Origin of the sequence: Streptomyces sp. NPDC001904, assembly GCF_040297005.1 — a bacterium.
In the GTDB taxonomy this organism is placed as follows: domain Bacteria; phylum Actinomycetota; class Actinomycetes; order Streptomycetales; family Streptomycetaceae; genus Streptomyces.
In genome coordinates, this window is the sequence record NZ_JBEOYI010000016.1 from 177,038 (window position 1) to 196,682 (window position 19,645).

Genomic DNA, 19,645 nt, shown 5'->3' on the forward strand with positions numbered 1-19,645 from the left:
GCGCGATGAGCGATCTGGACAAAAGGGGTGAAGCGGGCGGGGGCGGTCCTGGGCAGTATGCCCCTGGCCCCGCCGCACAGCCCCGCACCGCCCGCCGCTCGGTCACCGAGTTCACCGCCGCGGACGAGGAGAAGCGCCGCGGTGTCCGCCGGATGAAGGCGACGGCGACGGGCCTGCTGGTGCTCGTCGCGATCGTCTACGCCCTGACCACCTGGGCCGAGCACTCCGGCGCCGGCGCCTGGACCGGCTATGTCGCGGCCGCCGCCGAAGCCGGCATGGTCGGCGCGCTCGCCGACTGGTTCGCGGTCACGGCCCTCTTCCGCCACCCCCTCGGCGTCCCCATCCCGCACACCGCGATCATTCCCCGCAAGAAGGACCAACTGGGCGTTTCGCTCGGCGAGTTCGTCGGGGAGAACTTCCTCTCCGGGGACGTGGTCCGCGACCGCCTGCGCTCGGTCGGCATCGGTTCCCGGCTCGGCGCCTGGCTCGCCGAGCCCAAGAACGCCGACCGGGTGACGGCCGAGCTGGCCACCGCGCTGCGCGGCGCCCTCACCGTGCTGCGCGACTCCGACGTCCAGGCGGTCGTCGGCGAGGCCATCACGCGCCGCGCCGACAACGCCGAGATCGCGCCGGGCATCGGCAAGATGCTGGAGAAGGTCGTCGCGGACGGCGGCCACAAGCGGGTCGTCGACCTGGTGTGCGCGCGGGCCCACGACTGGCTCGTCCTGCACTCCGACTCGGTGATGGACGCCGTGCAGGGCGGCGCGCCCGGCTGGACCCCCCGGTTCGTGGACAAGCGGGTCGGCGAGCGGGTCTACAAGGAGCTGCTGCGCTTCGTCACCGAGATGCGCGACATGCCCGAGCACCCGGCGCGCGGCGCGGTCGACCGCTTCCTGCGCGACTTCGCGGGCGACCTCCAGTCCGACTCCGACACCCGGGCCCGCGTCGAGCGCCTCAAGTCCGAGGTGCTCGGCCGCTCCGAGGTGCAGGACCTGATCGCCTCCACCTGGTCGGCGGTCCGCTCGATGATCGTGGCGGCGGCCGAGGACGAGCGCAGCGAGCTGCGGCTGCGGGTGCGGGCGTCGCTGCTCTCGCTCGGGAAGCGGATGGCGTCCGACCCGAAGGTGCAGGGGAAGGTCGACGGCTGGGTGGAGGGCGCGGCGGTGTACGTCGTGACGACGTACCGGGCCGAGATCACCTCCCTCATCACGGACACGGTGGCCGGCTGGGACGCCGAGCACACCTCCCGCAAGATCGAGGCGCACATCGGCCGTGACCTGCAGTTCATCCGGATCAACGGCACGGTGGTCGGTTCGCTGGCGGGCCTGTTGATCTACACGGTGTCGAAGGCGCTGGGGGCGTAGCCGGGCGTCGTCGCCGGGTGCGGCCTTCGTCGTGGCTGGTCGCGCAGTTCCCCGCGCCCCTTACGGGGCACTCGTGGCAGGTCCGTACCTCCCTCGACGAGGAGGGGGCCCATGTCCCTCAGCCCCACCAGCACCTCTGGCGCACCCGGCACCATTACCACCGCCGTCCCCGCCCGCCTGGACCGTCTGCCCTGGTCCCGATGGCACTGGATGGTGGTCATCGGCCTCGGCACGGTCTGGATCCTCGACGGCCTGGAGGTCACGGTCGTCGGCAACATCGCGGGCCGTCTGTCGGAGTCCGGCAGCGGTCTGCCCATCTCCTCCGCGCAGGTCACCGGCGTCGCGGCCGCCCTGTACGTGGCGGGCGCCTGCGCCGGAGCCCTGTTCTTCGGCTGGCTGACCGACCGGTTCGGCCGCAAGAAGCTCTTCCTGATCACCCTGGCGGTCTATCTGGCGGCGACGGCCCTCACCGCCGTCTCCTTCTCCACCTGGTGGTTCTTCGTCTTCCGCTTCTTCACCGGCTTCGGCATCGGCGGCGAGTACGCGGCCATCAACTCGGCGATCGACGAGCTGATCCCGTCCAAGTTCCGCGGCCGCGTCGACCTCATCATCAACGGCAGCTTCTGGCTCGGCGCGATCGGCGGTTCGCTGCTCTCCATCGTCGCCCTCGACACGGACCTGTTCGCGAAGAACGTCGGCTGGCGCCTCACCTTCGCCCTCGGCGTGGTCCTCGGCCTGGTCATCCTCCTCGTCCGCCGCAACGTCCCCGAGAGCCCCCGCTGGCTGTTCATCCACGGCCGGGGCGAGGAGGCGGAAGTCCTGGTCACGCAGGTCGAGGACAAGATCCGTACGGAACGCGGCGACGAGGCCCTGCCACCACCGGCCGGTGAGATCACCATCCACCAGCGCCGAAGCGTCGGCTTCCTGGAGATCGCCCGTACCGTCTTCCGCTCCTACCCGCGCCGCACCACCCTCGGCCTCTCCCTCTTCATCGGCCAGGCGTTCCTCTACAACGCGATCACCTTCGGGTTCGGCGCCATCCTGACCACGTTCTACGACGTGCCGACCGGCTCCACCGGCTACTACTTCGCGGTGATCGCGGCGGGCAACTTCATCGGCCCGCTGCTGCTCGGCAAACTCTTCGACACGGTCGGCCGGCGCATCATGATCTCCTCCACGTACCTCCTCTCCGGCGTGCTGCTCTTCGCCACGGCCTGGCTCTTCGACCGCGGCTCGCTCACGGCGACGACCCTGACGGCCTGCTGGTCGGTGGTCCTGTTCTTCGCGTCGGCGGGCGCCTCCAGCGCGTACCTCACCGTCTCGGAGATCTTCCCGATGGAGACGCGCGCGATGGCGATCGCCTTCTTCTACGCGGTCGGCACCGCGGCCGGCGGCATCAGCGGCCCGCTGCTCTTCGCCGACCTCACCAAGAGCGGCAAGGTCGCCGACACCGTGCTCGCCTTCCAGATCGGCGCCGGGCTGATGTGCCTGGCGGGCCTGGTCGCGGTGGTGTTCGCGGTCCGGGCGGAGGGCAGGTCGCTGGAGGACGTGGCCCGCCCGCTGTCGGCGGTGTCGCCCTCGGGGTGACAGCATCGGGGCCATGGGCAGGCGGCGCGCACGGCAGACGGTGGCGGTCCTCGTCAGGGACGGCGTCCTGCCCATGGAGCTCGGACTGGTGCACCAGCTGTTCGGCGCGGCCCGCGACCCGTCGACGGGCGAGCCGCTCTACGACGTCCGTACGTGCGCGGTCCGCCCGGGCAGGATCCGCACGGACGCCGACTTCCCGATCTACGCGGAACACGGCCCGGAGACGGTGACCGCGGCGGACACGGTCCTGGTCCCGGCGTCGCACGAGTCGGACGAGACGCTCGGGCCGGGCGGCCTGGACGGCGGGCTGGCCTCGGTGATCGGGTCGGCGCGGGGCCGGGTGGCGTCCATCTGCACGGGCGCGTTCGTGCTGGCGGCGGCGGGCCTGCTGGACGGCCGCCGGGCGACGACGCACTGGATGTCGTCGGCGCGCTTCGCCCGTACGTTCCCGGCCGTCACGGTCGACGCCGACGTCCTGTACGTCGACGAGGGCCCGGTGCTCACCTCGGCCGGTGAGGCCGCCGGAATCGACCTGTGCCTGCACATGATCCGGGCGGACCACGGCGCAGGGGTGGCGGCCGAGGTCGCCCGGCGCACCGTCGTACCGCCGTACCGGGAGGGCGGCCAGGCCCAGTACATCCGCCGCCCGGTCGCGGAGGAGGACCTGACCTCGACATCGGCCTCCCGGACCTGGGCACTGCAACGCCTCGCCGAACCCCTGACCCTGGCCGACCTGGCGGCCCGCGACGGCCTGTCGGTCCGCACCTACAACCGCCGCTTCCGCGAGGAGACGGGCCTCACCCCCATGACCTGGCTGGCCGCCCAACGCGTCGACCGGGCGCGGGAGTTGCTGGAGCGGACCGATCACACGGTGGACCGCGTCGCGGCCGAGTCGGGCTTCGGCACGGACGTCTCGCTGCGCCAGCACTTCCAGCGCAGACTCGGGGTGTCGCCGGGGGCGTACCGGGCCACGTTCCGGGGACGATGACGGGCATGACACAGATCCGCAGAGCGGTCCCGAACCTCCAAGTGGCCCCCGGCGAACAGGCGGCAGCGGCAAACCGCGACTTCTACGGCACCCTCGGCTTCGAGGAGGTCATGAACCTCGGCTGGGTGACCACCCTGGCCTCCCCGAGCCACCCCGAGGCCCAGCTCACCTTCCTCACCCATGACGCGACGGCGCCGGTGGTACCGGACGTGAGCGTGGAGCTGGGCACGGTGGAGGACGTCGACAAGGCGTACGAGACGCTGCGCGCGACGGGCGCCGAGATCGTCCACCCTCTCCAGAACGAGGAGTGGGGCGTCCGCCGCTTCTTCGTACGGGATCCCCAGGGCCGGGTGGTGAACGTGCTGGCGCACCTGACGTAGACCCCGTCAGGGACTCCCCTGTGCGGCAGGACATCGTTGGGTGATGCACCTAACAGGCCTCAACTGTCGCGCGCGTACAACCCTTTCGCTTCATCGTCGATCAAGACTGTGCGGCCGCCGTGGCCGTGCGTGATGCGGGATCCGCCTTTTCCGCGACCCGCATCCGCCCGTCGAGAGTCGATAACGGAGCCTTCTCATGTCCCAGCACTCCCGCGCCAGGTTGACGTCCGGCAAGAAGGTAACCCTGGGCGTCGGCGCACTTGCCGCCTCCGGGCTCGCCGTCGGCCTGCTCGTCACACCGTCCGCGACGGCGAGCGAGACCGGCGCGGCTGAGGCGCTGAAGCAGAGCAGGGCCGGGGCCGCCGACGCGTCGGCGGCGAAGGCCGCCGCGCCGAAGGCCCGCGCCGCGCGTGCCGCCGGCTCCACTGTCGTCTCGGGTGTCACGGTCGACGGCGGCAACAGCGCCCAGGTCGGGACGACGAACACGCAGACGATCACCGTGAAGTGGACGGTCAGCGGCGGGGCGACGCTGTACGGCAGCCAAGCGTCGATCTGGCGCGGCACCGACCGCGACACCGACCTCCAGCAGTTCCGCAACTCCGAGGAGTTCGACGCCGACATCGACCCCTGCGTTCAGTCCGGCGACACCACGTACAGCTGCACGGCCACCTTCAAGATCGATCCCCAGAGGGACCTGAAGAACGAGGACGCCGGAGCCTGGAAGATCGCCCTCTACGCGATCACCGACGCGGTCACCGACGTGGACACCGACAACGCCAAGACCTGGTACCTCAAGCGCTGGTCCCGGCTGAGCAACAACGCGGCCCCCGAGCCCGTCGCCAAGGGCAAGACGATCACGATCACCGGCAAGCTGGAGCGCGCCAACTGGGACACCCACAAGTACGCGGGCTACACCCAGCAGACCGTCCGCCTCCAGGAGCGTTCGCTGACCGGCTCGTACGCCACCACCAGCAGCCACATCACCGGCACCGGCAGCCTGGCGGGCGTCGAGAAGCAGACGCGCAAGGCCACCACCGACCGCTGCTACCGCTACAAGTTCGAGGGCACCTCCACCACGCCGCCGGTCACCGCCACCGGTGACTGCGTGGACGTGCGCTGAGCCGACCGAGCCGGCTGACCGCACCGGGTCCGCGTTCCGATCACCGGGCGGACCCGGGGAAGGCGCCCGCGCCGTGAAGTCCGGGCGGCTGGACGGTGGCTGTCACACCGGTCGAAGACCGGCGGACGGCCACCGTCGCCGCCTCGTCACCCGCCAGGGGCGCGGGGAACGGCGCGACAAGCACTCACCGGCGGTCAGCCGAGGGGCTGCCGGCCAGGGGGCGGCGCCTGGCCGGTTGGCCGATGGCCGGCCCCGTCAGGGGCGCGGGGAACTGCGCGAGAAGCGGCCACCGGCCCGCGGACGGACAACGACCGGCGGCGCGCAGGCCCGCGGTGACAGAGACTGGTGACAGAGACTCAGGCCGCCCGACGATCCACCACCACATAAGACGCGGCGGCGACAGCCCCGGCCACCCCGAACACGGCGGGCCAGGCCCCGACCTTCTTGGCCAGCGGATGCGACCCGGCGAACGCGACGACATAGGCCCCGGTCAGCACCCCGGCGACCTTCCCGCCCCGCACCTTGGTCCACTGCGTGGCGGCGGCCGCCCCGGCGACGGCGAGCACGGCGCCGCCCAGCTGCCGCTTCTGGGTGAAGCGCGCGGTGGCGTACCCCCCGACGAGACCGGCGGCGGCGATGGGGGCGGTGGGCAGGGTGCGGGCCATGGAATCTCCTGACGGGCGGAGTGCCGGGCCGGATGCCCGGCAATGCGCTGAGTGGCGCCGCTTGGCGCCGTTTGCGAGGTTACGCCGTACCGTCCGGGCCGGGGCCCGGAGGGCGCCCACTGTGCTCCGCCTCACTCGCCGCGCGTCACCCGCCCCCGGAACCCGCCCTGCCCGGATCCGGACAGCACCCGGCGAGCCCGTCGGCTGCCCAGGGCGGGGGAGAGGGAAAGTACCGGTCGAGCAGCGCCTCCTCCCCGCGCACCCCCAACTCCTCGCGCGGAATGCGCTGCCACAGGTGCATCATCAGGTCGGACGCCGACCCCGCCAGCTCGACGAGACAGCACCCGGTGCCCTGGTTGAGCAGGACGTCGTCGGCGTCGACCTGCACGATCCAGCTGCGGAACCCGTCGGTCTGCGTGAACCGCAGCCGCTCGCCCCGCCCCGCCGGCGTCTGCCCCCAGGCCTGCCGTGCCGGGGCCAGCACCTCGAAGGCGTGGCTGACGGCATCGGCGGCGAGCCAGGTGTCCACGGGCGCGGGCACTCCTCCGGCGGCGGACTCGGCGTCCCACCGGTGCACGGCGGCCTCGATGGCCTGCAACCGCAGCCAGAACCCGACGGTCCGCCCGCCGAACGCCCCGCCCTCCGGCGTCCCCGTCGCCCACGACCACGCGGGCTCCCCGGGATCCCGGGCGGTGAACACCTTCTCCAGCCGGTCGGCCCCGTCCCGGAACCAGTCGAGCAGCCCTCGGGGCATCCTCCCGGCCAGGGGCCCCCGCCCCGCCTCGGGCCACCCCCACCGATGCTCGGGCAACCGCAGCACGGCCGGATCCCCGAGCCCTTCGGGCGGCTCCGACGACCGGGCCCCGGCGATATGAACGACCTGCCGGTGCATGGTCCCGAGATGCAGCACGAGATCAGCGACGGACCAGCCCGGACACCCCGGCACGAGCGGAACGTCCTGCCCCTCCCACGCCTCGACACACCGCTCGAACCCCGCCACTTCCCGACGGAAACCCACGACATGGTCGACGCCCCACATGGCCGCCCTCCTTCCCGAGCACAGCCCACCTTCTTGAAGAAGCTACGACTCCGGGCCCGATGGGAGAACAGATTCGACGACTCTTCAGCCGACCGGATTCAGGACCGCTGCCCTCTCGGCTCAGTGCCAGAAGCATTGGTCGATCACGATCTGCGGGTCGATGACCCGCCTGGAGAACTGGTAGCGGAGCCACCCCCGCCCGTGATCGAAGTAGAGGACGTGCTGACCGCCCTGCCAGGGCGGCTCCATGAAACCGTCGGTCACTGGCCGGGCTCGGCTTTCGCTGCTTCACGGCGCAGCAGTCCCGCCTCTTCGATGAGGGCCTTCGCGCGGGCCCGATCGGCTTCCCGGTCCGCCGCGTCCTCGAGACCATGAACCCGCGCGGTCAACTTGGGATCGCGGGCGAGGGCGTACTCGGCCCACCAGCGCGCCATGAAGGCCGGGACTGGTGCAAGGTCGTACGCATCGGCGATGTCCCGGCGCCAGTGCCGGTCGAAGTCGACGAGGAGCTGTGGTGCGTGCTGAGCGATGGCGGCACGCAGTGCCTTCGGCGTTCTGTCCGGCATCGGGGGTACGGCCTCCGACCCGGTGGAAGCGGTGGTCACGGGTGTGGTCCTCCGGCGGTGACGAGCGGGATGACGACAACAGAAGCGAACGCCGTGTCCTGTTCACATCGGTGACCCGCCCCCCGACGGGCGGGTCGGCAAGACCGCCCTCACGCGCTCCCGCTCCCGCAGAACGCGCCGCACCTCCCCGTAGCCGCCCCCACCCGCAGTCGAGCACGAGGCGACGACGGCTGCGCCGGAATCCGCCTCGCACGGCGCACACCGGCCTGCCTCCTGCCCCCACGGCAACGGATCACGGCACTCGGGACACTCGAAGACCTCCCGCCAGGCCCGCTTCCGGGCGGGCCGCTTCCGCGTGAGCCGGTCGGCGACCAGCTTGGCGGCCGAGTACACCTTGGCGGGCAGCCCCGCGGTGACGGCCTCGACGACCTGCGCGGCAGTGGCCCCTCGATCGAGCCAGTCACAGACCTCGGGCACCAACTCCCGCACACTCCGCTCGGACAACCGCAGCCGCGCGTCCACGGTGCCGAGCCGCCACAGGATTCCGGCGCTCTCGGCGGCGCGGGGATCACGGCTGATGTCAGGCTCGGCCACAACCTCGGTCTCGGCGGGCGCGTCGGTCTCGGGAGGGAGGGGAGGGTCCTTCCTCCCGTCCTTGCCGTAGTAACAGCCCTCCCCGCCAGGGGATTTCGTGCCCGGTTCCCCGGTTCCCACCCGCCCGGGAACCGGCGGTGAGGCAGCTGGAGAAGTACTGATCTCCGGAAGCTCGTAGACATCGACGCTGGAGACGATCCGCTTGCTACGGGGATCCCGCTCGGTCCGGGTAACCCAATACCCCAGCTCCCGCAGCTCCTTGACGGCCTTGGACACAGCCAGCCGCCCTTGAGGGAAGCCGTCACTCAGGGTCCGGACATTGACCTGCGCCCCACTGGGCAGCGACAGAACGTAGACGAGGATGCCGCGCGCAGTATGCGACAGCCGGGGATCACGAATGGCCTTGTTGGCGATGACGGTGAAGTCCCGCTCATGCCGACGGATACGATGAACCTGCATGGGAGTTTGTGTCTCCTGTGCCGGACCCCCGGAGGTTGCCGCCTCGCGGGGGTCGCCTATGTCGTGTGAACTTGTGTAGACGGAGAGTGACACAGGGGTGGCTGAACAAGCAATCTCTGCCCAAGGCTCATCCCGTGGCTGGCAGGTCAACAGGCGTCAGCGACCGCGTCACTGAACTCCTTGCGCGACATGGCCCGATCGGCAGCCCAGACCTGCCCGTGCTTCAGCCCCTCGAGGTCCTCAGTCGAGAACCCTCCAATTCCGTTGTAACTACTGAACACGCCCCGACCGCCGTAGAACATCAAGTGGTAGTCGTGCCCCGGCTCCAGTCGCTGCGTGCCATCCTTCGAGACGCGCCACGCCGGGGGCGGGTCGAACAGGGGAAACTCGAACGCGCCGCCCCGATGGGGATCGGCATTGGCGTCCCACGATGTGTTCTTGGCGGGATGATCTGCGTCGTGCCCCTTCGAGCTGTCCGACGTGGCGGATTCAGTCGGCTCACTGCCGAGCAGGTACATGCCCTTAACTCGGTCGTCCCCGCAGGGCTTGGCCAGCACCATCGGCGTTCCGTCGTCGTCCAGCCACCCGGCGATCATCGGGTACTGCGCCGGTGTGCATCCCGACAGCAACACCCCACCGATGGCCGTGCCCAGCACCGACCACAACACACGCCGCATCATCGTCCCCGCCCCCAGTCGACCATGTGTATCGCGCAAGTGTCCGCGAGTATCCAGGTCGCTCGCCCCACCAGTCCAGCCTCGGGCGAGAAGGAGCGCGTGTCCTCCAACTAAGCCTGAAGCAAAGGGCATTGAAAAGCTCAGCCACAAGCCCTCCCGCACCGGGCCCACCACGGCGAGTGGCGCTCAACCCCCGAAGGCGTCCCTGTCCGGCTGACCCGCGCCCTGTCCCCAACGAATCCCAAGCCGCCGAAAGCCAGCCCCAACCGGCCGTCAGCCAGCCGCGATACGGAGGGAGGCATCAGCACCCCCCACCGTCACCAGCCAAGCAATCCAAGAAGAACCCACCGGCGTGCACCCGACTTAACCCCACGGCCACCACCCCACCGGCGCCGGGCGCCGGACCTCACTCCCCAGCGCTGGCGAGGCAGGCCAGACGGGCGTGGTCACTGCCATTGCTGACCTGCGGTGCTGGGCCCGCGCGCATGGGTACGACGCGGCTCAGGTTTTGCAGCGTGCCGAAATGCTGTGTGAGAACCGGCGAGCTTGAGTTGATGGTGGGCTTTAGTGCGATACGTCCGGAGACCACCATCAAGCGGTTGATCGCTAGCGCCGACTCACGCCACCGCAGATGCGTACGTCCAGACATCTGCCGGGAGCGGGTGATGCAGGCGCCACGTGATCGCCATGGGCTTGCTGCCCTTGTGTCCATCGAATGTGGCTGGACCGAGCAGCATCCACGGCTGAGCCTTGCCGGTGTCGGTTTCCTTGTAGCGGCGCATGAACAGCAGAACGTGACTGCCACGCTTGTCGTGCAGTTGGTACCGCATCCCGGTGGGCGAGGATTCCCCCGTCGTGCTCTGCGACTCCCAGTGGAACAGCTCTGGGCTCAGCGCGTAGTCCTTGTAGCGGACCGTGGGAGAGAAGTCTTTCTCGTTCTTCTCCAACGTGATCAGTAGTGAGTCCGTCTGATTCGCCTCGTCCCACAGGACGCCTTGCGCGAAGGATCCCGGCATTTGGCCACCCAGCCGACCAACGCCCATCGCGGCCAGGATCTCCGAGCGGTTGTATGCGCTGTGAATCTTCAGGGGTAGGTGAGCGTGGGGGCCTTCCAGCGGGATGGGGAAGTGATCCGCGCTCTCCATCACGTAGTCGATGACCTGACGAAGCTCGCTGCGCAAAGCCTCCTGCACGCGCAGTGACTCAAGGCCCTCTTCGTAGGAGGTGAAACCGCCCGCCTTGTCCCACAGAGTGAAGAACAGCATGCGTGCGTACGTCTGGTCGCGCGGACTCAGCGATCCGTACCGCGGTGCATCGTCGGCCAGCAGGCGCTTGTATGCGTCCGCACGCTCCGGGTCATCTACGTGCAGGAAGGAGTGGACCCGCTTCAACAGGTCCTCCTCGCCTTCCTGCTGAGAGAACTCAGCCATGCCTGCCCGCCGCAGCACGGACGTCCACGAATTACTGGACTTGTACAGCTCCTTGATCTCGCGGCGGCTTTCGCGAAGATAGGTGGCGATCCGGGGAGTGTCGTATGCCCTGACCTCCTTGGCCAGAGTTTGCACCGTCGCCTTGATCTGTGTGCGGATGTTGTTGAGCACCAGGTCCTTGGACTTGCCCTCCAGGATGATCTGGCAGCCTGATGGAAGTTGAGGGAAGTCGCGCTCGGCGTGCTCAAGGAGCCGGTTCCGCGACAGGTTGGTCATCGCGCGGAACTGCTCCTCGAACCGGAACTCGGCTCGGTGCTGCCCGATGAAGTCGAGGACGGTCAGCACCGGCTTGTTAGGGGTCCTGCGCAGGCCACGGCCAAGCTGCTGGAGGAAGATCGTGGCGCTGCTCGTCGGCCTGAGCAGCAGCAACGTGTCGACGTCGGGGATGTCCAGGCCCTCGTTGAACAGATCCACGGAGAAGATGATGTGGAGCTCGCCAGCCTTCAACCTAGCGAGCGCCGCTTCCCGCTCCTCCGACTTTGACTGGCTGTCCAGCGCTTCGGCCTTGAAGCCCGCCTCGCGGAAGCATTGCGCCATGAAGTGCGCATGCTTCCTGTTCACGCAGAAGCCCAGGGCGCGCATGCTCTGCGGGTCGGACACCTTGTCCTGGAGCTGCTTGATAACGATGCGCACGCGCGCGTGGTCTGCCGACAGCAGGTCGCCGAGCTCGGTCTGGTCATACGTACCAGACGCCCAATTGAGCCGCGTCAGGTCGGTTCCGTCAGGGACACCGAAGTAGTGGAAGGGGCAGAGCAGATCGTTTTCGAGTGCCTCCCACAGACGCATCTCGGCAGCGATGCGACCGCCGAAGAACTCGTCCTGCACGATGAGGCCGTCGGCGCGCTCAGGGGTGGCGGTCAGCCCCAACAGTTGCTTGGGCTTGAAGTGCTTGAGGAAGCGCCTGTATGTCGACGCCGATGCGTGGTGGAACTCGTCGACGACGATGATGTCGAAGTGGTCGGGGGCGAACTGCTCCAAGCGTTGATCAGTGAGGGACTGAACGCTCGCGAACACGTGCTTCCAGTCGCGAGGCAGTTCGCCGGTAAACAGCAGCTCACCGAAGGAGGCGTCGTTGAGGACTTCGCGGTACTTCCGGAGGGACTGCTTAAGGATCTCCTTGCGGTGGGCCACGAAGAGCAGCCGCGGGTGCTCCTTGCCAGCCCACTCGTGATGCAAGGTGCGATAGTCCAGCGCGGCCATGACCGTCTTGCCCGTTCCGGTAGCCGCAACGAGCAGGTTCTCGTGGTGACCGCGGACCTCCCGCTCGACGCGCAGCCGCTCCAGCATGTCGGCCTGGTGCGCATACGGTCGAACGTCCAGCCCGGAGAGGTTGATCTTGAGTTCATCGCCGCTGGTTGAGCCGCTGGCGACGCCCAGCGCCTCGTCCAATTTGGCTGCATCGCGATCCGGGTCGTACTCCTCGAAGGCGATGTCGTTCCAGTACGAGTCGAAGCTGGCCTCAAACTTCTTCAGCACGGCCGGCGTTGCGACTGACGAGAGTCGAACGTTCCATTCCAACCCATCGAGGAGTGCGGCCTTCGAGAGGTTGGAGCTGCCGACGTAGGCGGTATCGAAGCCAGATGCGCGGCGGAACAGCCATGCCTTGGCATGCAGCCGGGTCGAGCGCGTCTCGTAGTTGATTCTCACCTCGGCGCCGAAGTCGCGCACAAGGCGGTCGAGAGCATGTCGATCCGTTGCGCCCATGTACGTAGTGGTGATGACACGGATGCGCACGCCTCGTTCGGCAGCCTCTCGAAGCGGCGCCTCCAGCGTGCGGATGCCGTACCACTTCACGAAAGCGCAGAGCAGGTCAATGCGGTCGGCCGTGGCGAGCTCCGCCCTCAGCTCCGCCCCCAGGCTGAGGTCATCGTGAGCGTTCGTCAGGAGAGCTGTCTCGGAGAGCGGAGTGAGCGGTCGTATGCCGTAGACACCGGGTGCTTCCTGCCGCGCGAGGGCCATGAGTTGGCGAGGGCCGTCGAGAATCTGCTGTGCGGCGGCGTCATCGTCACCATCTGGAGCCAGGGCTTCCAACGAGGCGATGAGTTTGTTGGCCGCGGCCACTTGCTGGTCATGGGGGAGCTGCCGAAGGCGCCGATCGATGGCTTTGCTCAGATGACGAGCCAAGACGTGGGGCGTGGACTCGGCGGTGACCTCAGTGTCGATGGTCCTCCAGCCTGCGGCTTCGAGCTGCGTCATGTCGTCGCGTAGGCCCTGGGTGACGAGCTTCTCGTACACCCCGGCTGCTGGCTCCTTCGGCCCGTCTGAGTCCGCCACTGTTCCCCCTGATGCTTGGCGCGCGATGGGTTAGTTCTAACAGGAACTACCGACAAGCCGGGCTCAACGTCGGGAAACTCGAATACGTGAACCATTGAACGTACGTTCGAAGTGACGTCTATCCTCCCTCCATGCCCGATTCGCAGCTACAGCCCGGTGTGACCGCAACCCGCGCCCAGATTAAGGACGTTTACGGCGGATCGACTCAGGGTGGGATCGTCCCGTCCAACCCGTCGAATAGCGTCCTCATCTTCTCGGACCCTGCCGTAGGGCATCGCTACGGCTATCACGATGGCTGGGTTGACGACGAGGCGGGCGGTCGAGTCTTCGAGTACACCGGCGCTGGTGCTGTTGGCGACCAAACCTTTACGGGCGGCAACCGAGCGATCGTCAATCATGTTGAGGCGGGCCGAGTGCTCCGCGTCTTCGTGGCTGCTGGCACGGCTCCGGGGTCGCAGGCCAAGCTGCACCGCTATGAGGGTGAGTTCAAGGTCGATGACGTCCAGCCATATGTGCGGCGAGAGGCCCAAGGTGGCGACGGGGCCATGCGCGAGGTCATTGTCTTTAGGCTGCGTCCGGCGGATCCCGTAGGGAATGTCGTCGAATTTAGAACGCCTCTCGCTTCTTTGCATAGTGATAGTTCCACAACGAACGACCTTCTCGGTAATCAAGAAGAGGTCGACAGGTTGGCGAAACTGTCCCTGGCGACTACCACGGCTCCGCCCCTGGCTATCGCCCTCCTGGGGGAATGGGGTGCAGGGAAGTCAAGTTTCATGGACCAGATGTATGAAAGAATCACGGAGATAAAGGAACTCTCTGGCCAGTCGGGAGTGGCTGAGAGTGCTTTCGTTTCTGAGGTTAAGCAGGTCCGTTTCAATGCTTGGCATTACAGTGATGAGCATATTTGGCCAGGCTTGATTGGTGAGCTCTTTCGTGTTCTAGCTGAAGTTCCTGCAGGCGATGAGGCACCGTCTGAGGGCGTTGAGGCACAGCGCGCTGGTTACAAAAGCCGCTTGGATGGGTTGAGGGAGCGATCTCGGAAACTGGATGAGGACCTGCAGCAAGCAGGTGATTTGCAGCCGAGAGGGTTGCTCGCGTGGCTGAGCTCACCAAGGGAGCTGTGGCCTCTCTTGCGTGCAAAGTTTCGCGAAATCCGTCATCAGATACTCGGACTCGGAATCGTAGCGCTCATCCTTCTAGTGCTCATCGTCGCGTATATCATTTGGGGTCGCCCTCTGGTGCAGCCCAAAATTGCGGCAATCGTGGCATCGGCGATCGCTCTCTGGCCCATTGGTAAAGTGGTGAGCGTTGCCCGGAACTTTCTCTCAAAGCAGAGAGAGTTCATCGACAAGTGGCAGGGTGACCTTCAGAAATCTCAATCTGACTTGCAATCAGAGATCGTGGCGACAGAAGCTAGCCTAGCTGAAGTTGATCCGGCGGTAAGGCTTTCCAGCTTCCTGACTGATCGCGGGGCGGGCAACTCTTACCAGGCGTATCAAGGACTGATTGCCATGGTCCATGAAGACCTGACCAACCTAGACAAGGCCCTGCTTGCCGCGCATGAGGATTGGATAGCGACTGGATCTACGGAGGATCGGCCTCTCCAGCGAGTCATCTTGTATATAGACGACCTCGATCGCTGTCCACCTGATCGGGTTGTCGAGGTATTGGCCGCTGTACACCTGATGCTGGCATTCCCCCTGTTTGTTGTCGTTGTGGCTATCGATCCGCGCTGGCTTATCCGATGCTTGAAGCATCGACACAAGGATCTGTTCTCGAATCCCAGCGATATTGGGCATGGGGAGGTCGAGGATGTGGCTACACCTGTGGACTATCTTGACAAGATTTTCCAGATCGCCCTCACGGTCCCCCCGGCCACGCCTGAGAAGACGTCTCGCCTACTAGAGGCACTTCTTGATGCGCCCGACATCGACGATCAGCCCATGACCTCTGAAGTTGGGGAGGAGGAGGTGGCTTCGTCTGGTGGCGAGGCTGGTGCGGCAGCAGCAATTTCGCCTGACGAAGCGGAAGAAGCAGCCATGAGTGCGGCCATGGGTGCGGCCATGGATGAACTGAACCCCGCGCAGATGCAGTTGACGTCCCCTGAGTCCACCTACATGATCCGGCTGAGTGAGCTACTTCCCACGCCGAGGGCAACGAAGAAGCTGGTCAACCTGTATCGCCTTGTTCGCATGGGTGTTGATGGCGACGACATGCCAAGGTTCCTCGGCTCCTTGCCTGATAGGCCCGGCGAGTATCAGGTTGTTCAGCTGCTCCTTGCCCTCCTGGTGGGGCACCCGGAACAGGCAAGCCAGCTCTTCAGGCTCATCCTGAATGCGTCGCCGACCGGGAAAATCACGGACGTGCTCCGAGAGAGTCCAGAAGCGGTGGACATGGGGCTACAGGTCGCCGACTTGATCGACCGCATCAACGCCGAGACGGCCGTCGAAACAGATGTGGAAACCCATCAGCGATGGTGCCCCGCGCTAGCCAGATACTCCTTCTACACGCGGAGTCTTCGAGGCTGAGAACCAGAGAAAACCCCCGCCGCGCCACAAGGACGCACGGCGGGGGCTCATCGCCGCTGGCGCAGCCAGCTCACGTCATGCCCCGTGGCACGCCCCATACGCATTCCCCGACCCGCACCAGCACAAGGCGTCCAAAGCAGGCGGCCAAGCCACCGCCCGCCCCCGCGCCGCCAGCGTCGTCGCGTACTGGGGGAGCAGCGAGGCGTCGTCCGGGGAGGAGGCCTCCGATGCCGCGAAGGCCTCGTAGGACGGGACCGTGCCCGTGACGATGCCCAGGTTGGCCGTGCCCGAGGCCGCCAGTTCGCGCAGGGAACCCTCTATCGACGTCAAGTGCGCTTCGTAGGAGGGGTATTCCGAGGACAGCGCCGGGTACGCCGCGATCAGTTCCGCGTACTCCGTCGACGGCCAGTGCAGCACCGCCACCGGGAACGGGCGGGACAGGGCCTCGCGGTAGGTGCCCAACTCGGCGCGGAGGCGGGAGATTTCGGCCTGGAGTTCTGCCGGGTTCTCCGAGCCCAGGGACCACAGGCGCTTGGGGTCGTGGAGTTCGTCGAGGGAGACCGGGGTGCGGTTGGCCTGGTCGGCGAGGGCGTCCCAGTCGTCGTGCGGGGTGCCCAGGAGGCGGCGGACGCGGTGCCGGCCCAGGAGGAGGGGGTGCTTGGCGAGGGGGACGCCCGACTCGCGCTCCGACGCCGGGACGAGGAGTTCCAGCGCCTCGGTGAACGTCTCGTGGGCCTGTTCCAGCTCGTCGTGCTGCTCCAGGGACTCCGCCACGATCACCCACGGCGCCGGGTCCCGCGGGGCGGTGGTGCGCAGGCCCGTGATGATGGCGTTGGCCTCCGCCTCGTGGCCGTACTCCCACAGGTTCGCGGCCTTGAGGGCGCGGATCAGCGACGGGTCGTGGACGTCCGGCGCGGCGAGCAGGCCGTCGTAGAGGGTCGTGGCGCGCTCGCGGTCGTCGGCCAGTTCGTAGTGGGCCGCGGCCTGGAGGAGCAGCGGCTCCGCGTCCTCGGGATACATGTCCGCCGTGCGTTCCAGACGCTCGGCTTCCGCTACGTGGTCGGCACGGTCGTTCTCGGCGGGCGTGGCAGGCGTGTCGGGGCGCATGAGGGACACCGTACTGCTGGAATCCGCGGGGCGGACCGTCCGGATCGGGCGCGGGGCCTTCGGCCACGCCTGTTCACGGTGTGCGCCCCGCGCGGGGGCGCACAGGGCCCCGGACGAGCGAAACCCGGTACGGCTTCGCTCTGGATAGTTGGACCCGTGCGATCTATCTTGCGCGCGTGCCGCAACGTACGCGTACGGACAGCAGGCCCCAGGTCCTGGCGCAGGGACGCCCCGCCCGGCCGGTGGGCGTCCGCGTGCTGTGGGGCGGCGCCGAGGTCGCCGTCACCTTCGGGCTGATCCTGCTCCTGCTCGTCGTGCATCAGCTGTGGTGGACCAACCGGCAGGCCAGGGCAGGGGCCGAGCGGCAGGTGCAGTCCCTCGAACATGAATGGCAGCAGGGGCAGGGGCAGGGGGAGGGGGAGCAGGAGTCCCCGGACGAGAACGGGGGCGGTGGATCCGCTTCCGCCGGTGACGACAGCGACGATCCCGGGGTGAGCGGCGGCTCCGGGCAGCGGCAGTCCGGGCGGACGGCGGCCGCCGCGCCCCGGCCCTCCTACGACCAGGCGTACGCGATCATCTCCATCCCGCGCCTCGGACTGCGGGCGCCCGTCGCGCAGGGGGTCAGCAAGCCGAACGTGCTCAACCACGGGTACGTCGGGCACTACCCGGGCACCGCCCAGCCCGGCGGCGCCGGGAACTTCGCGCTCGCCGGGCACCGCAACACGCACGGGGAGCCCTTCCGCTACATCAACCGGCTGCGGCGCGGCGACACCGTCTCCGTGCGGACCAAGAACGCGACGTACACGTACGTCGTCGACAAGACGCTCGCGCAGACGTCGGCGTCCGACGGAGGCGTGATCAATCCGGTGCCGCGCAGCCGGGTCGTGCCGTCGGCCGGGTACCGGCAGCCCGGGTTCTACATCACCCTCACCACCTGCACCCCCGAGTACACCTCCAAGTACCGGCTCGTGGTGTGGGGGAAGCTGACCCGGATGACGCCCCGATAGGCTCCGTCCCCGTGATCAAACGGCCTCATCTGCTCTGGCTCCTCGTGCCCTTCGTGCTGTACATCGGCGCGCTCCCCTTCGTGAACCGCGTCGAACCCGTGGTGCTCGGGCTGCCGTTCCTGTTCGTGTGGCTGCTCGCCGCGACGCTGCTCACGCCCGTCGCCGTGTGGCTGACGTGGCGCGGCGACCAGAGGCTGCGCAGGGGGCGGCGGTCATGAGTGACGGAGCCGTCGCCACGACGCTGTTCGGCGTCTTCATGGTCGCCACCGTCGCCCTCGGGCTGCTCGCCGTCCGCGGCAAGGGCCGGGGCGGCGGGCTCGCCGAGTGGTCGGTGGGCGGGCGGTCGCTCGGGGCCGTGTTCATCTGGGTGCTGATGGCGGGCGAGGGGTACACGAGCTTCAGCTATCTCGGGGCCGCCGGGTGGGGGTACAACTTCGGCGCTCCGGTGCTGTACGTCGTCGCCTACATGTCCTGCGGATACGCCGTCGGGTACGTGGTGGGGCCGATGCTGTGGGCCTACGCGCGGCAGCACGGGCTGGTGTCCATCACCGACATGGTCGCCCACCGGTTCGGGCGGCCGTGGGCCGGCGCCGCGGTGGCCGTGCTCGTCACCGTCTTCCTGCTGCCGTACATCCAGTTGCAGATCACGGGGATGGGGGTCGTCGTGTCGACGATCTCCTACGGTGCCATCAGCCTCAACTGGGCCTACTTCATCGGCTTCGCCGTCACGACGGTGTTCGTGGTCGTGAGCGGTCTGCGGGGCAGTGCGTGGGTGTCCGTTCTGAAGGACCTGCTCGTGATCGTCACGCTGGCGTTCCTCGCGCTGTACGTTCCCGTGCACTACTTCGACGGGTACGGGGACTTCCTCGGGCGGCTCGTCGACGAGAAGAGCGCGTGGCTGACGCTGCCGGGGAGCGGGGGGTCGCCCTACGGGGAGGGCTGGTTCGCCACGACGACCTTCCTGAACGCGCTGACCGTCGTCATCTTCCCGACCACCGTCGCCGGGTATCTGGGGGCGCGCAGTGCCGACGGGCTGCGGCGCAACGCCATCTGGCTGCCCGCGTACAACGTGCTGCTGTTCGTGCCGATGCTGCTGGGGATGGCCGCGCTGTTCGTCGTGCCCGGGCTGACCGGGGCCGACTCCAATCTCGCGCTGTTCAAGCTGGTCGTCGACTCGCTGCCGGCCTGGGCCGTCGGGATCATCGGGGTCGCGGCCGCGCTGTCGTCGATCGTGCCCATGGCGGTGTTCATGCTGGTCATCGGCACGATGTGGGGGAGCAGCGTCTTCTCGCTCGTGCCGCGGTGGCGGTCGTCCTCGCAGGCGCAGAAGACGTGGTCGCAGGTGGTCGTGGTGGTGGCCGGGGCGGTGGCGCTGGTGCTGACGTACTCGGCGCCGAACACGTTGGTGCGGCTGTCTCTCATCTCGTACGAGGGGATGGCGCAGTTGGTGCCGATGTTGTTGGTGGGGCTGGTGTGGCGGCGGATGAGTCTGGTGGGGGCGTTGAGCGGGGTTGTGGTGGGGGTGGGGGTTGTCTGTGGGCTGGTGTTCAGCGGGCGGGATCCTGTGTGGGGGGTGAATGCCGGGATTGTGGCTCTGGCGTTGAATCTCGGGGTGACTGTGGTGGTGACGTACGTGCGTCCGGCTGATCGGGATGAGCGGCTGGACCGGGATGTGCTGGCCCGGGATCCGGTTGTCGGGTGACCCGTCCGGTGGGGGCTGGTCGCGCAGTTCCCCGCGCCCCTGAAAGGCCTGCGGCCTTCAGGGGAGGCTGCGCGCAGCGCATGCCTCAGGGGCGCGGG

General features: G+C 68.0%; 17 protein-coding genes. 9 read left to right on the top strand and 8 right to left on the bottom strand.

Translation table 11 applies throughout. The annotated features are described in order from the left end of the window. Positions 1–5 precede the first annotated feature (5 nt). From ABT127_RS24675 to ABT127_RS24695, 5 genes are all read left to right on the top strand, one after another. Positions 6–1,364, top strand: a complete 1,359-nt coding sequence (locus tag ABT127_RS24675) for a DUF445 domain-containing protein (RefSeq protein WP_351453905.1) — start codon at positions 6–8, stop codon at positions 1,362–1,364. Between the two features lie 111 nt (positions 1,365–1,475). After that, positions 1,476–2,951 carry an MFS transporter gene (locus ABT127_RS24680; protein ID WP_351453908.1) on the top strand — a complete coding sequence of 492 codons (1,476 nt, stop codon included), beginning with the start codon at positions 1,476–1,478 and terminating at the stop codon, positions 2,949–2,951. Between the two features lie 13 nt (positions 2,952–2,964). Then, positions 2,965–3,939 (top strand): GlxA family transcriptional regulator, encoded by a 975-nt coding sequence (locus ABT127_RS24685; protein WP_351453910.1) that lies wholly within the window; start codon positions 2,965–2,967, stop codon positions 3,937–3,939. A gap of 5 nt (positions 3,940–3,944) precedes the next feature. After that, the gene (locus ABT127_RS24690; protein WP_351453912.1) at positions 3,945–4,319 is read left to right on the top strand and encodes a VOC family protein; all 375 of its coding nucleotides are present in this window, start codon (positions 3,945–3,947) and stop codon (positions 4,317–4,319) included. Between the two features lie 196 nt (positions 4,320–4,515). Further along, the gene (locus ABT127_RS24695) at positions 4,516–5,439 is read left to right on the top strand and encodes a calcium-binding protein (RefSeq protein WP_351453915.1); all 924 of its coding nucleotides are present in this window, start codon (positions 4,516–4,518) and stop codon (positions 5,437–5,439) included. A 356-nt stretch (positions 5,440–5,795) separates the two neighbouring features. Here the strand turns inward: ABT127_RS24695 and ABT127_RS24700 are convergent, their stop codons facing one another. The 7 genes from ABT127_RS24700 to ABT127_RS24730 all read right to left on the bottom strand — a co-directional run bounded on the left by ABT127_RS24700 (position 5,796) and on the right by ABT127_RS24730 (position 13,203). Beyond that, a complete protein-coding gene (locus ABT127_RS24700) occupies positions 5,796–6,104 on the bottom strand; it encodes a hypothetical protein (protein ID WP_351453918.1) in 309 nt (102 codons plus the stop codon). 145 nt (positions 6,105–6,249) lie between these two features. After that, positions 6,250–7,143, bottom strand: a complete 894-nt coding sequence (locus ABT127_RS24705; RefSeq protein ID WP_351453921.1) for a maleylpyruvate isomerase family mycothiol-dependent enzyme — start codon at positions 7,141–7,143, stop codon at positions 6,250–6,252. A gap of 120 nt (positions 7,144–7,263) precedes the next feature. After that, complete coding sequence (locus ABT127_RS24710) at positions 7,264–7,392, bottom strand: hypothetical protein (protein ID WP_351453924.1); 129 nt, start codon at positions 7,390–7,392, stop codon at positions 7,264–7,266. Positions 7,393–7,403: 11 nt separating this feature from the next. After that, complete coding sequence (locus ABT127_RS24715; RefSeq protein ID WP_351453926.1) at positions 7,404–7,748, bottom strand: DUF6247 family protein; 345 nt, start codon at positions 7,746–7,748, stop codon at positions 7,404–7,406. 63 nt (positions 7,749–7,811) lie between these two features. Next, positions 7,812–8,762 (bottom strand): hypothetical protein, encoded by a 951-nt coding sequence (locus ABT127_RS24720; protein WP_351453928.1) that lies wholly within the window; start codon positions 8,760–8,762, stop codon positions 7,812–7,814. A gap of 146 nt (positions 8,763–8,908) precedes the next feature. Beyond that, the gene (locus ABT127_RS24725; protein ID WP_351453931.1) at positions 8,909–9,430 is read right to left on the bottom strand and encodes a hypothetical protein; all 522 of its coding nucleotides are present in this window, start codon (positions 9,428–9,430) and stop codon (positions 8,909–8,911) included. Positions 9,431–10,056: 626 nt separating this feature from the next. Further along, positions 10,057–13,203 carry a DEAD/DEAH box helicase gene (locus ABT127_RS24730; RefSeq protein WP_502971772.1) on the bottom strand — a complete coding sequence of 1,049 codons (3,147 nt, stop codon included), beginning with the start codon at positions 13,201–13,203 and terminating at the stop codon, positions 10,057–10,059. Between the two features lie 131 nt (positions 13,204–13,334). On the opposite strand from ABT127_RS24730, the gene ABT127_RS24735 reads away from it, so the two are divergent. Next, complete coding sequence (locus tag ABT127_RS24735; protein WP_351453932.1) at positions 13,335–15,731, top strand: P-loop NTPase fold protein; 2,397 nt, start codon at positions 13,335–13,337, stop codon at positions 15,729–15,731. Between the two features lie 75 nt (positions 15,732–15,806). Here ABT127_RS24735 and ABT127_RS24740 read toward each other — a convergent pair whose 3' ends face one another. Continuing rightward, positions 15,807–16,838, bottom strand: a complete 1,032-nt coding sequence (locus ABT127_RS24740) for an SEC-C domain-containing protein (protein ID WP_351453935.1) — start codon at positions 16,836–16,838, stop codon at positions 15,807–15,809. Between the two features lie 215 nt (positions 16,839–17,053). Between ABT127_RS24740 and ABT127_RS24745 the strand changes: the two genes are divergently transcribed. From ABT127_RS24745 to ABT127_RS24755, 3 genes are read left to right on the top strand one after another with little or no spacing between them, the layout of a single operon-like run. Continuing rightward, the gene (locus ABT127_RS24745; RefSeq protein WP_351453976.1) at positions 17,054–17,845 is read left to right on the top strand and encodes a class E sortase; all 792 of its coding nucleotides are present in this window, start codon (positions 17,054–17,056) and stop codon (positions 17,843–17,845) included. An 11-nt stretch (positions 17,846–17,856) separates the two neighbouring features. Beyond that, positions 17,857–18,063 carry a DUF3311 domain-containing protein gene (locus ABT127_RS24750; protein ID WP_351453938.1) on the top strand — a complete coding sequence of 69 codons (207 nt, stop codon included), beginning with the start codon at positions 17,857–17,859 and terminating at the stop codon, positions 18,061–18,063. Next, a complete protein-coding gene (locus tag ABT127_RS24755; protein ID WP_351453940.1) occupies positions 18,060–19,547 on the top strand; it encodes a sodium:solute symporter family protein in 1,488 nt (495 codons plus the stop codon). The genes ABT127_RS24750 and ABT127_RS24755 overlap by 4 nt, the downstream gene beginning before the upstream one ends. Positions 19,548–19,645 lie beyond the last annotated feature (98 nt).

Excerpts from the sequence above, each read along its gene's own strand:
- ABT127_RS24675 (WP_351453905.1), top strand. The coding sequence starts at position 6 with ATGAGCGATCTGGACAAAAGGGGTGAAGCGGGCGGGGGCGGTCCTGGG.
- ABT127_RS24680 (WP_351453908.1), top strand. The coding sequence starts at position 1,476 with ATGTCCCTCAGCCCCACCAGCACCTCTGGCGCACCCGGCACCATTACC.
- ABT127_RS24685 (WP_351453910.1), top strand. The coding sequence starts at position 2,965 with ATGGGCAGGCGGCGCGCACGGCAGACGGTGGCGGTCCTCGTCAGGGAC.
- ABT127_RS24690 (WP_351453912.1), top strand. The coding sequence starts at position 3,945 with ATGACACAGATCCGCAGAGCGGTCCCGAACCTCCAAGTGGCCCCCGGC.
- ABT127_RS24695 (WP_351453915.1), top strand. The coding sequence starts at position 4,516 with ATGTCCCAGCACTCCCGCGCCAGGTTGACGTCCGGCAAGAAGGTAACC.
- ABT127_RS24700 (WP_351453918.1), bottom strand. The coding sequence starts at position 6,104 with ATGGCCCGCACCCTGCCCACCGCCCCCATCGCCGCCGCCGGTCTCGTC.
- ABT127_RS24705 (WP_351453921.1), bottom strand. The coding sequence starts at position 7,143 with ATGTGGGGCGTCGACCATGTCGTGGGTTTCCGTCGGGAAGTGGCGGGG.
- ABT127_RS24710 (WP_351453924.1), bottom strand. The coding sequence starts at position 7,392 with ATGGAGCCGCCCTGGCAGGGCGGTCAGCACGTCCTCTACTTCGATCAC.
- ABT127_RS24720 (WP_351453928.1), bottom strand. The coding sequence starts at position 8,762 with ATGCAGGTTCATCGTATCCGTCGGCATGAGCGGGACTTCACCGTCATC.
- ABT127_RS24735 (WP_351453932.1), top strand. The coding sequence starts at position 13,335 with ATGCCCGATTCGCAGCTACAGCCCGGTGTGACCGCAACCCGCGCCCAG.
- ABT127_RS24740 (WP_351453935.1), bottom strand. The coding sequence starts at position 16,838 with ATGCGCCCCGACACGCCTGCCACGCCCGCCGAGAACGACCGTGCCGAC.
- ABT127_RS24755 (WP_351453940.1), top strand. The coding sequence starts at position 18,060 with ATGAGTGACGGAGCCGTCGCCACGACGCTGTTCGGCGTCTTCATGGTC.